We start from the raw sequence: 14,851 nt of genomic DNA, 5'->3' as shown, positions 1-14,851 counted from the left end.
TGGAAAAATGAGCGGTTTAAATGTAATCAAACGAAACGGGCGAATCGAGCCACTAGACATTACCAAAATCCAAAAATACACAAGCTCCGCTGTGAATGGTTTGAGCGGGGTTAGCCAAAGCGAGTTAGAAGTCGATGCCAAAATCCACTTCCGCGATAGAATCACAACCGAAGAAATCCAAATCACGCTGATAAAAACGGCAGTTGATAAAATCGACTTGGATACGCCAAATTGGAGCTTTGTGGCTGCAAGGCTATTTTTGTATGATTTGTATCACAAAGTTAGCGCATTTACGGGCTATAAGCACTTGCGCGATTATCTAAAAAAAGGGCAAGATGAGGGCAAAATCTTAAAGGGATTCACCGAGCGATTCGACTTGGATTTTCTAAATAGCAAAATCGTGCCAAATCGCGACTTGCAGTTTAATTATTTGGGCATTAAAACGCTTTATGATAGGTATTTGATAAAGGATAGGGACAATAAACCCATTGAGTTGCCACAGCATATGTTTATGGCAATCGCAATGTTTTTAGCGCATAGAGAAAAAGAGCCAAACGAATGGGCGGCGAAGTTTTATGATGTCATCTCCAAATTTGAAGTAATGTGCGCTACGCCGACTTTGGCAAATGCTAGAAGCACCCGCCATCAATTAAGTTCGTGCTATGTGGGAAGTATGCCTGATAATATTGAGGGCATTTTTGATTCGTATAAAGAAATGGCGTTACTTAGCAAATATGGCGGTGGAATCGGCTGGGATTTTAGCAAGATTCGTGCGTTGGGCAGTTTCATCGATGCGCATAAAAATGCCGCTGGTGGCGTTGTGCCGTTCTTAAAAATTACTAACGATGTGGCGGTGGCAGTTGACCAGCTAGGCACACGAAAAGGCGCGATTGCGACTTATTTGGAGGTGTGGCATATTGATGTGATTGATTTTATCGATTTGCGTAAAAATAGTGGCGAAGAGCGCAGACGGGCGCACGATTTGTTCCCCGCGCTTTGGATTTGTGATTTGTTTATGAAGCGCGTGGAAGCAAACGCGCTTTGGACGCTATTTGACCCCTATGAATGTGGCGAGTTAAGCGAGTGCTATGGCGAGGAATTTGAGCGCAAATATTTGGAGTTAGAAGCGCGTGAGGACATTATCAAAGAAGTCATAAACGCAAAAGAATTGTGGAAAAAGATTTTGACAAATTATTTTGAAGCGGGAATGCCATTTTTGTGCTTTAAAGATAATGCAAATCGCGTGAATCCAAACATTCACGCTGGAATCATTCGTAGCTCCAATCTCTGCACGGAGATTTTTCAAAACACAAATCCCACACACTACAAGGCGCGTGTAGAGTTTGAGGACGGGAGCTTTGAGCTATATGAGGAAAGCGATGAGGTGAAGTTAGATTCAGGCGTAACCAAAAAGGCAAATAAAATCACTTCGCTTGATAGCATAAATGGCAAGGCGGTTTTTATGACGGAGCGCGTGGGATTTGGTGGCGATACGGCGGTTTGCAATTTGGCAAGTGTGAATCTTAGCAAGATTAACACAAAAGAAAATATCGAGCGCGTAGTCCCCATAGCCGTGCGAATGTTAGATAATGTTATCGACTTAAACTTCTACCCCACGCGAAAAGTGCGGGTTACGAATCTAAAAAACCGCGCAATCGGGCTTGGCGTGATGGGCGAGGCAGAAATGCTAGCCACAAATCAAATCGAGTGGGGTAGCGATGAGCATTTCGCAAAAATCGATAAGATTATGGAGCTAATTAGCTTTAATGCGATAAGTGCGAGTGCGGATTTGGCAGTGGAGAAGGGCAAATACGCGGAGTTTAGTGGCAGTAATTGGAGCAAGGGCGTTTTCCCCATTGATTTGGCAAATGTGGAGGCGTTGAAGCTAACTGAACGCACTTTGCTAGATATGTGCGATTGGGAATTGCTTCGCTCAAAAGTCAAAGAGCAGGGCATTCGCAATGGCTACCTTATGGCGATTGCGCCGACAAGCTCTATAAGCATTTTGGTAGGCACTACGCAGACTATTGAGCCGATTTATCGCAAAAAGTGGTTTGAGGAAAATTTAAGCGGAATGATTCCAAATGTCGTGCCGAATCTTACGCTTGATTCGTTTAACTTCTACAAAAACGCCTATGAAATCGACCAAATGAATATCATCAAAGCCGCTGCGATTCGCCAAAAGTGGATAGACCAAGGGCAGAGCGTAAATATCTTTATGGATTTATCAAAGGCAAGTGGCAAATATCTAAATGACATTTACACGCTTGCGTGGAGGCTAGGGCTAAAAAGCACATATTATTTGCGCTCCCAAAGCCCCGATGCAGAGAAACAAACGCAGGGAGTGATGGATAGAAGCGTGGAGTGCTTTAATTGTCAATGATGTGCGACAATTTGTATTTGGGTGTGCAATTCACACGAAGTTTGCCGTCCTTGCGTCGTCGATGAACCATTAGTTCTATCGCCTAGCAAGGCGACAAACTTCGTGCAAAGCCACACCGCAACTACTTCGATTGTGATTCGTTGCACGAATCAAAGCGCAAAATAATCCGTCATTGCGAGGCGAATCGCAGAATCTACCCTAAAATTCATTGGATTCTGCGATTTTTTGTCATTCTGAGCGTAGCGAAGAATCTCTTTTATTTTTTTGAGATATTTCGTTTTCTTTTTGAAAACTCAATATGACAAGTTAAAGTATTTGCAGAATCTACCCCACCCCAAACCCCTCCCGCAGGGGGAGGGGTTTTCTTTGCCCTCCCCCTCCCTTGCGGAGGGGATTAAGGGGGTGGGTAAAATTATTTTAGATTCTGCGTTTTACGCAAAAATTCGCAGAATCTAGTGTGTTTTTTGTCATTGCGAGAAAATGCGTAGCATTTTCGTGGCAATCCACGAATCAAGTGCGAATCCCCACTCCGTCATTGCGAGATTCTGCGAATTGTGATTTGTTGCACGAATCAAATTTAAAAAAACTCGTTATTGCGAGACTTGCGAAAGCAAGTCGTGGCAATCCATTAGATTCTGCGTTTTACGCAAAATTTCGCAGAATCTAGTGCGATTTGCACCTCATTTTGTCATTCTTGGCGAGTGAAACGAGCGAAGAATCTCTATTTTTTTGAGATATTTCGCTTCGCTTGATTATGTAAGTCATTTTAGGCAGTTCGCCAATAATTCTTTGGCGTTTTTGTAGCTAGGATATTTATGCGGATTTTTGGCGATATCCTCGCTCTCTTTTAGTGCTTCTCTCATCTCTTTTGTCATTTTTGGCGTGTAATTATGCGCCTTGCAAATGGGGCATTCGCTGTCGTTTGTGGTGATAACTAAATCTTTATTAAGCCCCTTCAAGCTCTCAATCACTCGCAAAGTCTCCACATTCGCATTTTTCACAATCAAAGTCATTTTATCGCTCCATTAAAAATTTATCGTGCGATTATAGCGAAAATGTGTTTTTAAAATTTATTTAAGGTGGCAAATGCGTAGCGTAAAATCTACTCACCCATCAAAATCTCACTTTGCGTATCTTGTCCGCTTTCCTTTTTGCTATAAACCTCCACTGATATTTCTACAAAAAGTGTATTTTTTTCTTTGCGGATTGTGAGTGGATATGTGTTTTAGCGCAGAATCTGCACTAGATTCTGCGATTTTAATCAAAATGCAATGAAAATTATGTAAAAATTACCTGCATTTTATTTTTAAAGGAGCAAAAATGGCATTTCGAATCGAAAAAGACACGATGGGCGAGGTAAAAGTGCCCGATGATAAGTATTGGGGAGCGCAGACGGAGCGGAGTTTTGAGAACTTTAAAATCGGCGTTGAGAAAATGCCACGCGAGCTGATTTATGCGTTTGCAAATCTTAAAAAGGCGTGTGCGATTGTGAATCACCGCCTAAATAACGGACTTGATGAAGTGCGAAGAGATGGCATTATCAAGGCGTGTGATGAGATTTTAAGCGGTAAGTTTGATGATAACTTCCCCCTTGCGATTTGGCAAACGGGCAGCGGGACGCAAAGCAATATGAATGTAAATGAAGTGGTGGCAAATCGAGCAACTGAGATTTTGGGTAAGGACTTTCGCGTTGAGAAATTCGTCCATCCAAACGACCACGTGAATCGCGGACAAAGCTCAAATGACACCTTCCCTACGGCGATGAGCGTGGTTGCGGTGGCGCAAGTTGAGAAAAAACTACTCCCCGCGCTAGATGAGCTAATAGCGACTTTTGAGCGCAAAACAAAAGAGTTTGACGGCATAATCAAAAGTGGGCGAACGCACCTACAAGACGCTACACCGCTCACTTTGGGGCAAGAATTTAGCGGATATCTCTCAATGCTAAAACACAGCAAAGAGCAAATTATCGCCTCCCTACCGACTTTGCGCGAACTTGCAATCGGCGGGACAGCGGTAGGCACGGGACTAAACGCCCCTGCAAATTTTAGCGATGAGGTAAGCGATGAGTTAAGCAAACTTGTCGGCGTGAAATTCATCGCAAGTCCAAATAAATTTCACGCGCTAACTAGCCACGATGCGATTGTATTCACGCACGGCGCGATGAAGGGACTAGCGGCAAATTTGATGAAAATCGCAAATGATATCAGGTGGCTTGCAAGCGGTCCTAGATGCGGGCTTGGCGAGCTAAATATCCCTGAAAATGAGCCCGGTAGCTCCATAATGCCCGGCAAAGTCAATCCCACGCAGTGCGAGGCAATCACAATGGTCGCCGTGCAGGTGATGGGTAATGACACGGCAATCGGTATCGGCGCATCGCAGGGTAATTTTGAGCTGAATGTCTTTAAACCTGTGATTATTTATAACTTCTTGCAAAGTTTGGATTTACTAGCGGACTCTATGCGCTCGTTTAACGCGCACTGCGCGGTTGGCATTAGCGCGAATAGGGAGAAAATCGAGTATTATTTGCATAACTCGCTAATGCTTGTAACCGCGCTAAATCCGCATATCGGCTATGAAAACGCCGCCAAAATCGCTAAAAACGCGCATAAAAAAGGCATTTCGCTAAAAGATTCTGCGATGGAGCTTGGGCTAGTGAGTGAAAGCGACTATGATAAATTTGTCGTGCCAAAGGATATGATTCACCCGCTAGGCGCGAAATAAAAAATGCGAGATTCTGCGATTTTGTGTGTTTTGTGTGAATCGTAGAATCTAATGCGGGGATTTGTCAAGATTCTGCGCCAAGATTCTGCGAAAATCACGCAAATTCGCAGAATCTAGCGCATTTTAAATTTTATTTTACAAAGGATAAATTATGACAGGCAAAATTTTAGGTGTTGAGCAAGATAAAGGCGTGATTCGCGCAAATGATGGCAATCGCTATGCGTTTAATGTAAGCGAGATTCAAAACGCCAAAAATATCAGCGATTTAGTCGGCAATGAAGTGGATTTCGAGATTCGCGCAGATGGGGGGGGGGAATAGCCGTAGATATTTATATCACGGATTTTAAGTCTATCAAACCGCAAAGCAATTTTCTCTCAAATTTAGCAAAGCCAAATCTTGCGCCCGTGCCGCAAGAGATTAAAGATATTAAAACCGAAGTTTTTAGTTTTATCGCAATATATGTTATAGGAAATATACTTATTGCGCTTGGTGCTGGATTTTTACAGGGGAGCTCTAGCGTAGGCGGACTTTTCTTTTTATGTGGCTTAGTCGCGTTATGTGGATTAGTCGCGTGTTTTGTTGCATATTCATTTCTATACTCATCAATGAATACTATATGGAAAAAGGCAAAAAGTGCGATTTTAAGGGATAATTTTAATGCCTATTTAGCGACTTTATTTTTTGGCTTTTTATCATTGTTTATAATGGCATTGATTGCAAATGGTGAGAATTACGATAGAAATGCTGGTAGGGCTATATTGGCTATAGTATGGATAGTATGTTTGATTTGTAATATCTACTTGCGCTATCAAATCTACAAAGAAGTCGCTTTTGTCACAAATCAGCCATTATTTATAGTTGCCTTTTGGTGTGGCGCAACGATAATCTTGCTACCCATCGCACTTATAATTTATATCATCGCTTGGATAGGTGTGAGAGAAATACAGCAATCAATGAGTGCCGATGAATACAACAAAACAGCGCCAAAAAATGAAATACAAAATAATAGCCAAAAAATCGCTAGTGAAAATATCAATAGCAGTTTGCAACAAGTCGCAGAAACGCAACAAACGATAAAAGCAAACGCAACTTCGCTTAAATCTAACGAAACTAGCGATGATGAAGTCTTAGATAAAGTTGTAATAGTAGGTTTGCTAATAGTTTTCGCTGTGATTATATTTGCGAGAGTAGCGGAAATATACAAATAATAAAATAAACAATAGAAGCGATTAGCTTCCGCGCAACAGGCGATTGTGGGTTACAAAAGTGGATTATGTATTTTTTCGTGCTAGATTCTGCTATTTTGTGAGAATTCACACGAATCGCAGAATCTACCCTAAATTTGTCATTCTCGCGCGAGTGAAGCGAAGCAACCATCCAAATCACGCGAATCTAAAAGGCAAAACGAATCAATGACTTAAAATTGAATCAATAAATTGCATTTAGATTCGCCCAAAGTAAGAGATTTGCAAGTGATTCACAAGTCGCATTAGTGGATTGCTTCGTTGTTTTCGCTATCGCTCAAACTGCCTCGCAATGACGAAGTTGTAGCGCGAATCTACAAAAATTCACACGCTTCGCAATGACGAAAATAGCGTAGATTCTGCGGTTTTGTATTTCGCGCAAATCGCAGAATCTACCAAAAATTCGCGAGATTCTGCGAAATTCACTCAAAATCCCCAAAATCTACCACATTAAAACGCCAATATTTTTAAAACTCCAAAGGCACTACGACTTTTTTGTAATTGCCCTCACTATCTTTGTAGGATTCGCGCAAGTCGCCGCATTTGCCGTTTTTGGCGAACTTTTCAGCGTTGAAAAATATCTTTTTACTATGCTGACAAATCCAAAGCACCGCACCGCAGTCATTTTTGCCATCGATGATTGGCGAAATGCCCCACATACTCGTGCCTTTGATTTTCACAGCGCGCCATTTTGCCCTATCCATCGTATTTTCAGCGATAATCCACTCGCCCCAATTTTTGTGATTTTGGGGCGTGTCGCTTATCGCGATATTCTCGCTAAAAATCTTTGCTACGCTACTTTTTTGCACTTTTGTAATCTCGCTTTTTATCGCATCTAGCGCAGAATCGCCCGTGCTTTTATCCGCGATATTTTTATGCTCGTGCGTGTGCCCCGCGCATTTACCATCGCAATGTGCCGAAAGTGGCGCACATACCGCCAAAATCCCAATAATCCCGCTTACAAATATTTTTCTCATAAATTACCATCCTTTAAATTGAAAATAAATCTTAATTTTAATTAAAAAAAACTTAAATTTTCTTAAAATCCCGCATTTTGCGTGAAAATTTTAGCAGATTCTGCGAATTTAGCATTTTTTCACTACAATCGCAAATCACAAAAATCACAAAATTTTTAGGGGGCGAAATGCTGTGCGTATTTGACTGCGAGAGTGTGCCAGATTCTGCGTTGTTGCGGGAAGTTTATGGATATAGTGGCGATGATTTGTTGGTGTGTAAAATGGCATTTGCAAAGCAAAAAGAGTTCAGCGGGAGCGAGTTTTTGCCCCTGCCGTTTCATAAAATCATAATGATTTCGGTTTTGGAGTGCGATGATGGCGGATATTTCAAGCGGATTGGCAATTTTGGGTATGATGAGGCAGATTCTGCGATGCCAAATGAGGGCAAGATTTTGGAGCGATTTTTGTATTATTTAAACAAACAGCAACCAAAATTAGTGAGTTTCAATGGGCGAAATTTCGACTTACCCGCGATTATGCTTCGTGCGATGAAGTATCATCTAAGCGCAGAATCTTACTTTGAGACGGACAATGCAGCGCATAATAAAAACAAATGGGAGAATTATCGCTCGAAATTTAGCGAAAATTTTCATATCGATTTGATGGATGCGATGAGTTCGCACGGCGCGGTGCGGGGATTGAAACTAGATGTGCTTTGCAAAATGGCGGGGATTGTGGGGAAGTTTGACACGAGTGGCGATGATGTGTGGCGACTTTACTTTGAGGGCGAATACCAAAAAATCGCGCATTACTGCCAAAGCGATGTGCTAAATACTTATTGGCTATACTTGAAATATCAGCTGTTGCAGGGTAAAATAGCGCGCGAAGACTATGTGAGCTTGCTAAATATTTTGGCAGAAAAACTGCCAAAGGATAGGGATTATAGCGAGATTTTTGAGAGTGCATTAAGGGCGGAGATGGAGAAAATAACGCAGAATCTGCGCTAGATTCTGCGCTTTTTAGGGCGAAAAAATGAAATTGGAGGAAGTTTGAAAATCGCAATTTTGAATTACAACGCTGGCAATCTATCAAGCATTCAAAACGCGCTAAATGCGCTTGGTGCGGATTGCAAAGTCATTCGCAATGCCGATGAAGTGGCTAGATTTGACAAGCTCATTTTGCCCGGCGTGGGCGCATTTGGCGATGCGATAGCACACCTAAATCAAAGCGGTATGAGCGAAGCGATAAAAGATTTCGCCAAACGCGGCAAATATTTGCTTGGAATCTGTCTAGGAATGCAACTTTTGATGGATAAAAGCTACGAATTTGGCGAGTTTGCGGGGCTTGGGCTAATCAAAGGCGAAGTGGTAAAATTTAAGTGCGAATCCCTAAAAATCCCACAAATTGGGTGGAATCAAATCCATATTTTGCGCGAATCGCCTTTGATTCGCGGTGTCCAAAATCAATCGTATTTGTATTTTGTGCATAGTTTTTATGTGAAAAACGCAGAATCTGCTGACATTGTGGCAAGTTGCGATTATGGCATAAATTTTAGTGCGATTTTGCAAAAAGATAATATTTTTGGCATTCAACCACACCCCGAAAAAAGCGCGGATACAGGCTTAAAAATATTAGAAAATTTCATAAATTTAAAATAACGGAGTTTTAAAATGAATGCGATTCAAATAATCCCCGCGATTGATTTAAAGGACGGCAAGGCGGTGCGCTTAACCAAAGGCGATATGCAAAAATGCAAGATTTATGGCGAATCGGTTGATTTTGCGCGTGAGTTTGAAAAAATGGGCGCGGAGTGGCTTCATATCGTGGATTTGGATGGCGCGTTTGCTGGAAGTCCAAAAAATTTGGCGCAAATTAAACAAATCCGCGAATCTTGTGGCTTAAAAATCCAGCTAGGCGGTGGGATTCGCGATGAAGTTACTATCAAAAAATATGTGGATTTGGGCATTTCGCGTGTGATTTTAGGCTCAATCGCGCTGAAAAATCCAACATTTGCGCTTGAAATGGCACAAATTTATCCTATCGCAATTGGCATTGACGCAAAAAATGGCAAAATTAGCGTAAATGGCTGGGCGGAGGATAGTGCGGTAAATGCGGTGGATTTTGCTGCGCAATTCAAAGATAGCGCGATTCAAGCAATAATATGCACGGATATTTCGCGCGATGGGACATTGCAAGGTGTAAATATAAATTTTAGCGCAGAAATTGCCGATATTTGCGGAATCCCAACCATTGCAAGTGGCGGGTTTGAATCTAATAGCGAAATCGAAATCCTATCACAAAAAGGCATCAGCGGAGTTATCGTTGGCAAGGCATTTTATGAAGGAAAAATCGATTTAGAGCAAACTTTTAAAAAATACAGGAAAAAATTATGATATTATTTCATATTTTATTTGCTTGTAAAAGGAGAATAGTTTGAAATTGCTTGTCGTTGATGATAGCTCCACTATGCGCCGAATCATCAAAAATACACTCCAACGGCTCGGTTATGAGGACATTTTAGAGGCTGAACACGGGCTTCAAGCGTGGGAAATTATGGATTCAGTTGAAGGGATAAAAGTGCTTATCACGGATTGGAATATGCCTGAAATGAATGGATTGGATTTGGTGAAAAAAGTCCGCGCTGATGGGAGATTTGTAGATATCCCTATCATTATGGTAACCACAGAGGGCGGAAAAGCAGAGGTTATAACCGCGTTAAAGGCTGGTGTGAATAACTATATCGTAAAACCTTTCACGCCACAGGTGCTAAAAGAGAAATTAGAAGTGGTTTTAGGCGTAAATGACGGAGCGTAATGGACATTACTTTGAAGTTTGCATTGCGTTAGATTCGGCTGAATTTAGCGAGATTTTTACAAGCGAAATTATGGATTTTTGTGGCGAGGCGGTGGAGATAGCGGACAATAAAATCATCGTTCGCACAAGCAAGGATAGGGATTTTATAAACGCGCTTTTGGTGCATTTGAGCGATTTTGGCGCGAATCTTAAAGCGATTTGGCAAAAAAATGTTACATTTTCTCACAGCATAGAAAAAAAGCAAAATAGGGATTGGATAGAGGAATATAAAAAAGGGATTCAAGCGATTCGGTGCGGGAGATTCTACATTTGCCCACCGTGGTGTGAGGGCAATTCGTCTTTGGAGTCGCGCAATTCGCTCTCGGGTAATCATTCCGCAGATTTGGCAAATCGCCTTAAAGCGCACAGGACGCAAAGTCCGCTATCCTTGTGTCGATTTGCCAAAAACTACGAAAGCACTACTGCGATTCCTTCTGTTGTAGATTCTGCGAAAATCGCAGAATCTACAACAGATTCGTCATTGCGAGAAAATGAGCGTAGCGAATTTTCGTGGCAATCTACAAAAAAATTAAATCCGTGCGAAGCACCCAAAACTCGCCCGCTTCGTGGTGCAAAAAATCGGGAGCAAGCGAGCAGTAGTGCGAGTGCCGATTTTTTGCTAGAAGCGGAAAAGCGAGGCTCTCCCCCTAAAAGCGAAAAAGCGGCTGCTTTTTGGCGCGTAGGGGGAGCGGGGCGGGGGGTGCAGCCCTTTTTGCGAAAAAAAACTAGCGAATCAAATCCAAAAAATGGCGAAAATATCGCAGATTCTGCGATTCGCGCGAAAAACGCAGAATCTAACATAGAATCGCAGAATCTAAATTTAGATGGTTGTTTCGCTTCGCTCACAAATCCTATGGATTGCCACGAATTGTTTCGCAATTCTCGCAATGACAAAACAAGCGCAGAATCTAATACAAAAAATACCCACCCCCTAGCCCCCTCCGCAATGGAGGGGGAATCTGTGGTATCGCTACGCGCAAGGGTGGTGGAACAAAAGGCAGATTCTGCAAATCGCATAAAAATCGCAGAATCTAATTTAATTTTGCAGAATCTAAACGCAGAATCTCACACAGCGCACAATTTGCAATCAAACAATCGAAGGGATTGCGGTGGAAATTTGGATAAAGAAACTTCGGCTTTGCCTTGTTTTGTATTTGTAAAAAATTTTGGGGTTGAGACTGGACTAGAGTCCGCGAATACCCCAAAATTTTTTACAAGTGCGAAAGGTGCACCCAAGAGCGAATTGCAAGATGCAAAATTGATAAATATCATTTTAGAGCCGTCTCTTGCCTTCGGCACAGGGCATCATTCATCGACTTTTATGTGTATTCAAGCCATCGAATCGCTTGGCGAAAATGGCGATTTAAAAAACAAAATGCTTTTAGATTTTGGTTGCGGTAGCGGAATCCTTGCACTCTGCGCCTACAAACTTGGCGCAAAAGTCGATTTGTGCGACATTGACGAACTTGCCATAGCCGAATCAAAGAAAAATTTTCGCAACAATAACGCCACCATTTCGCACATTTGGCAGGGCGAAATCCACCGCGAATCCAAAGGCGACATAGCGCAAAAGAGCGCAAAATACGACATTATCACCGCAAATATTATCGCTTCTGTGTTGGTAGAGCAAAAAGAAAATATCGCTTCTGCCCTAAAATACGGGGGGATTGCCATTCTCTCTGGCATTTTAGATATTTACAAAGATGAAGTTTTGGCGCGATTTGGCGACTTTGAAGTGCTAAATATCGCCCAAAAAGATGAGTGGATTTGCATAATGTTGCGGAAATTTTAACAAATTTATAGTAAATTTGCGAGTTTATTTTGGCGCGAATCTAAAAGCAAAAATTTTCATTTTAAAAAAGGAAAAATGATGAATCAAAACAACCCCAATCAACCAAAGCCAAATAGCCCGATGGGTGGCAATCCACTGCTAATTTTTGCGATTTTTACAATCGCTGCGATTTTGCTTTTTAAAGCACTCTCAAATGGCGGTAGCGAGGGCGTTTTTGGCAATAGTAGCATTCAAACAATTAGCTATTATGAGCTAAAACAAAAAATCGAAGCAAAGGAAATTAGCCAAGTTAGCATAGGGCAGACGATGATTCGCGCCATAGCCGAGCAAAACGGACAGCGCGTAACTTATAATGTCCGCAAAGTCGCCGACAACTCACTTGTCCCGCTTTTGGATACAAACAAAATCCCATATTCTGGTTTTAGCGAATCAAATTGGTTCACCGACTTGCTAGGGTGGCTACTCCCTGTGTTTATCATTTTGGGGCTTTGGATGTTTATCGCGGGGCGAATGCAGCGCAATATGGGCAATGGAATCTTTGGAATGGGAAGCTCCAAACGCCTTGTAAATGCCGAAAAACCCAAAGTGCGATTCGATGATATGGCAGGGAATAAAGAGGCAAAAGAGGAAGTTGTCGAAATCGTGGATTTTTTAAAATATCCCGATAGATATTCTGCGGTGGGCGCGAAAATCCCAAAAGGTGTGCTTTTGGTAGGACCGCCCGGCACGGGAAAAACGCTACTTGCAAAGGCAGTGGCTGGTGAAGCAAATGTGCCGTTTTTTTCGATGAGCGGAAGTAGCTTTATTGAAATGTTTGTGGGGCTTGGTGCAAGTCGAGTGAGGGATTTGTTTGAGATGGCAAAGAAAGATGCGCCTAGCATAATATTTATCGATGAAATCGATGCGATAGGCAAATCCCGTGCCGCAGGAAGTATGGTAGGTGGCAATGATGAGAGAGAGCAAACGCTAAATCAGCTACTAGCCGAAATGGATGGATTTAGCTCTGATGCTTCGCCTGTGATTGTCCTAGCGGCGACAAACCGCCCCGAAGTGCTTGACCCTGCGCTTTTGCGACCCGGTCGATTTGATAGGCAGGTTTTGGTGGATAAACCCGACTTCAATGGGCGCGTTGAGATTTTAAAAGTGCATATCAAAAGCGTAAAATTAGCGCGCGATGTGGATTTGCAAGAGATTGCAAAGCTAACTGCGGGGCTTGCTGGAGCGGATTTGGCAAATATCATAAACGAAGCCGCCCTTTTGGCAGGACGCGCAAACAAGCAAGAAGTGGCGCAAAGCCATTTTAGAGAGGCTGTGGAGCGAAGTATTGCGGGATTGGAGAAAAAATCGCGCCGAATCTCACCCAAAGAGAAAAAAATCGTAGCCTACCACGAGAGCGGACACGCCGTAATCGCCGAAATGACAGAGGGTTCGCACCCTGTAAGCAAAGTCTCCATTATCCCACGCGGAATGGCGGCACTTGGCTACACACTACACACGCCCGAAGAAAACCGCTACCTTATGCAAAAACACGAGCTTATGGCGGAAGTCGATACCTTGCTAGGCGGTAGAGCGGCAGAGGAAGTCTTTTTGGGCGAAATATCCACAGGTGCTAGCAACGATTTAGAACGCGCTACGGACATTTTAAAGGCGATGATTAGCTATTATGGAATGAGCGAAGTTAGCGGACTAATGGTGTTAGAAAAGCCACGCAACGCGTTTTTAGGCGGTGGATTTGGCTCTGCGCGTGAGTTTAGCGAAAAAACCGCAGAGGCAATGGATAATCATATCAAATCTACGCTTGATTCGCGCTACAACGCCGTAAAACAAATCCTTACCGACTACAAGGACGCAATCGAAGTTATGGTAAAAGAACTTTTTGAAAAAGAAGTGATTGATGGGGCGCGGGTAAGAGAGATTTTGACAAATTTTGAAAAAGAAAATGGGCTAGATTCGCGCCTAGTTCAGCGCAAAAGCGAAGAAGATTCGTAAGCATTTGGGCGCAAAAACATTATGAATAAGCCAAAAGAGTTGCAAACCACCACGCAAATTATCGCGCGGGAGGGCTTTAAGCCTGTGGGCGTTTGCGTTGCGCTAATGCTACTTTTTATATTTTTGCACTTTGAATTTTTGGCGATTTTCGCGCTGATTTGCGCTATTTTTTGCGCCTTTATCTTTCGCAACACCGAGCGAATCGCACAATATCGTGGCAATGATGCGATAATCGCCCCTTGCGATGGGATTATCAAGGATATTTCTTTGAGCGGTTCAACGACTGCGATTTTGTTTAAGATAAATATTTTTGATAGCGGAATCTTTCGCGTCCCAGCCTATATCACGCGAATAAAAAGCGCGTTTCGATTTGGGCTTTTTATAAAAAGCGATAAAAATCTGCAAAGTATTTTAAACACAAAGCATAAGGTTAGCGGGTTTTGTGGCGATTCGCAGATTTTTACAATCACGCTACTACCAGAAGCGTGGAATAAGGCAAATATTTATTCTGTAAGCAATTCGTCTTTGGAGTCGCGCAATTCGTCTTTGGGTAATCATTGCGTAGATTTGCAAAATTTCGGGGCTTCGCAGACCGCTAGTCTAGTCTCAGCCCCAAAATTTCGCAAAAACTCCACAAGCACTACCGCAAATACTATAATTGATTCAAATACAGATTCTGCGAATCGCACAAAAATCGCAGAATCTCGCAATGACAAAAAAGACAAAAGCACCGAATCTACCGCAAACTCCACCCACTCTACCATTTTCATCGGCGATAGATTAGGTTTTATGAAATACGGATATTTATTGCTTGAAATTCACGCGCCTTGCAAGTTATTAGCCCAAAGGGGCGACAATCTTTTTGCGGGGGAGAGTTTAATCGGCAAATTTCAAGCAAATTTATACTAAAAT

17 protein-coding genes are annotated in these 14,851 nt (G+C 42.4%); 14 read left to right on the top strand and 3 right to left on the bottom strand.

Going from position 1 to position 14,851, the window contains the following annotated elements; all coding sequences use genetic code 11:
• The first annotated feature begins 7 nt into the window (after window positions 1–7).
• Window positions 8–2,383, top strand: coding sequence for a ribonucleoside-diphosphate reductase subunit alpha (locus ACWIUE_RS09675; protein ID WP_454136542.1), 2,376 nt, complete (start codon window positions 8–10; stop codon window positions 2,381–2,383).
• Here ACWIUE_RS09675 and ACWIUE_RS09670 read toward each other — a convergent pair.
• Complete coding sequence (locus ACWIUE_RS09670) at window positions 2,377–2,529, bottom strand: hypothetical protein (RefSeq protein WP_454136540.1); 153 nt, start codon at window positions 2,527–2,529, stop codon at window positions 2,377–2,379. The genes ACWIUE_RS09675 and ACWIUE_RS09670 overlap by 7 nt on opposite strands.
• 139 nt (window positions 2,530–2,668) lie before the next feature.
• Here ACWIUE_RS09670 and ACWIUE_RS09665 point away from each other — a divergent pair, with 139 nt between their 5' ends.
• Together ACWIUE_RS09665 and ACWIUE_RS09660 are read left to right on the top strand one after the other, a co-directional pair.
• The gene (locus tag ACWIUE_RS09665; protein ID WP_454136539.1) at window positions 2,669–2,839 is read left to right on the top strand and encodes a hypothetical protein; all 171 of its coding nucleotides are present in this window, start codon (window positions 2,669–2,671) and stop codon (window positions 2,837–2,839) included.
• A 1-nt stretch (window position 2,840) separates the two neighbouring features.
• Window positions 2,841–3,050 (top strand): hypothetical protein, encoded by a 210-nt coding sequence (locus ACWIUE_RS09660; protein ID WP_454136538.1) that lies wholly within the window; start codon window positions 2,841–2,843, stop codon window positions 3,048–3,050.
• A 94-nt stretch (window positions 3,051–3,144) separates the two neighbouring features.
• Here the strand turns inward: ACWIUE_RS09660 and ACWIUE_RS09655 are convergent, their stop codons facing one another.
• Window positions 3,145–3,396 carry a hypothetical protein gene (locus ACWIUE_RS09655; protein ID WP_454136537.1) on the bottom strand — a complete coding sequence of 84 codons (252 nt, stop codon included), beginning with the start codon at window positions 3,394–3,396 and terminating at the stop codon, window positions 3,145–3,147.
• 307 nt (window positions 3,397–3,703) lie between these two features.
• On the opposite strand from ACWIUE_RS09655, the gene fumC reads away from it, so the two are divergent.
• The 4 genes from fumC (at window position 3,704) to ACWIUE_RS09635 (ending at window position 6,521) form a co-directional block, all read left to right on the top strand.
• Window positions 3,704–5,104, top strand: a complete 1,401-nt coding sequence (gene fumC / locus ACWIUE_RS09650; protein ID WP_454136536.1) for a class II fumarate hydratase — start codon at window positions 3,704–3,706, stop codon at window positions 5,102–5,104.
• Window positions 5,105–5,255: 151 nt separating this feature from the next.
• Complete coding sequence (locus ACWIUE_RS09645; RefSeq protein WP_454136535.1) at window positions 5,256–5,423, top strand: hypothetical protein; 168 nt, start codon at window positions 5,256–5,258, stop codon at window positions 5,421–5,423.
• An 86-nt stretch (window positions 5,424–5,509) separates the two neighbouring features.
• On the top strand, window positions 5,510–6,313 hold the full coding sequence (locus ACWIUE_RS09640) for a hypothetical protein (protein ID WP_454136534.1): 804 nt from the start codon (window positions 5,510–5,512) through the stop codon (window positions 6,311–6,313).
• Window positions 6,314–6,371: 58 nt separating this feature from the next.
• Window positions 6,372–6,521, top strand: coding sequence for a hypothetical protein (locus tag ACWIUE_RS09635; protein ID WP_454136533.1), 150 nt, complete (start codon window positions 6,372–6,374; stop codon window positions 6,519–6,521).
• 295 nt (window positions 6,522–6,816) lie between these two features.
• Here ACWIUE_RS09635 and ACWIUE_RS09630 read toward each other — a convergent pair whose 3' ends face one another.
• Entirely contained in the window at window positions 6,817–7,326 is a 510-nt protein-coding gene (locus tag ACWIUE_RS09630; RefSeq protein ID WP_454136532.1) for a hypothetical protein, read from the bottom strand.
• A 77-nt stretch (window positions 7,327–7,403) separates the two neighbouring features.
• Here ACWIUE_RS09630 and ACWIUE_RS09625 point away from each other — a divergent pair, with 77 nt between their 5' ends.
• From ACWIUE_RS09625 to ACWIUE_RS09595, 7 genes are all read left to right on the top strand, one after another.
• Window positions 7,404–8,312 carry a 3'-5' exonuclease gene (locus ACWIUE_RS09625; RefSeq protein ID WP_454136531.1) on the top strand — a complete coding sequence of 303 codons (909 nt, stop codon included), beginning with the start codon at window positions 7,404–7,406 and terminating at the stop codon, window positions 8,310–8,312.
• 42 nt (window positions 8,313–8,354) lie between these two features.
• Window positions 8,355–8,963 (top strand): imidazole glycerol phosphate synthase subunit HisH, encoded by a 609-nt coding sequence (hisH, locus tag ACWIUE_RS09620; protein ID WP_454136530.1) that lies wholly within the window; start codon window positions 8,355–8,357, stop codon window positions 8,961–8,963.
• A gap of 21 nt (window positions 8,964–8,984) precedes the next feature.
• On the top strand, window positions 8,985–9,698 hold the full coding sequence (gene hisA, locus ACWIUE_RS09615; RefSeq protein ID WP_454136566.1) for a 1-(5-phosphoribosyl)-5-[(5-phosphoribosylamino)methylideneamino]imidazole-4-carboxamide isomerase: 714 nt from the start codon (window positions 8,985–8,987) through the stop codon (window positions 9,696–9,698).
• A 40-nt stretch (window positions 9,699–9,738) separates the two neighbouring features.
• Window positions 9,739–10,119, top strand: coding sequence for a chemotaxis response regulator CheY (locus ACWIUE_RS09610; protein WP_454136529.1), 381 nt, complete (start codon window positions 9,739–9,741; stop codon window positions 10,117–10,119).
• Window positions 10,106–11,950 (top strand): 50S ribosomal protein L11 methyltransferase, encoded by a 1,845-nt coding sequence (locus ACWIUE_RS09605; protein ID WP_454136528.1) that lies wholly within the window; start codon window positions 10,106–10,108, stop codon window positions 11,948–11,950. The genes ACWIUE_RS09610 and ACWIUE_RS09605 overlap by 14 nt, the downstream gene beginning before the upstream one ends.
• Before the next feature lie 78 nt (window positions 11,951–12,028).
• Window positions 12,029–13,939: an ATP-dependent zinc metalloprotease FtsH gene (ftsH, locus tag ACWIUE_RS09600; protein ID WP_454136527.1), complete on the top strand. Its 1,911-nt coding sequence runs from the start codon at window positions 12,029–12,031 to the stop codon at window positions 13,937–13,939.
• Between the two features lie 21 nt (window positions 13,940–13,960).
• Complete coding sequence (locus tag ACWIUE_RS09595; protein ID WP_454136526.1) at window positions 13,961–14,848, top strand: hypothetical protein; 888 nt, start codon at window positions 13,961–13,963, stop codon at window positions 14,846–14,848.
• Window positions 14,849–14,851 lie beyond the last annotated feature (3 nt).

It is taken from the genome of Helicobacter sp. 23-1045 (genome assembly GCF_053654655.1).
Note: the sequence above shows the minus strand (reverse complement) of the source record. Positions and strands in the feature narration are given on the sequence as shown.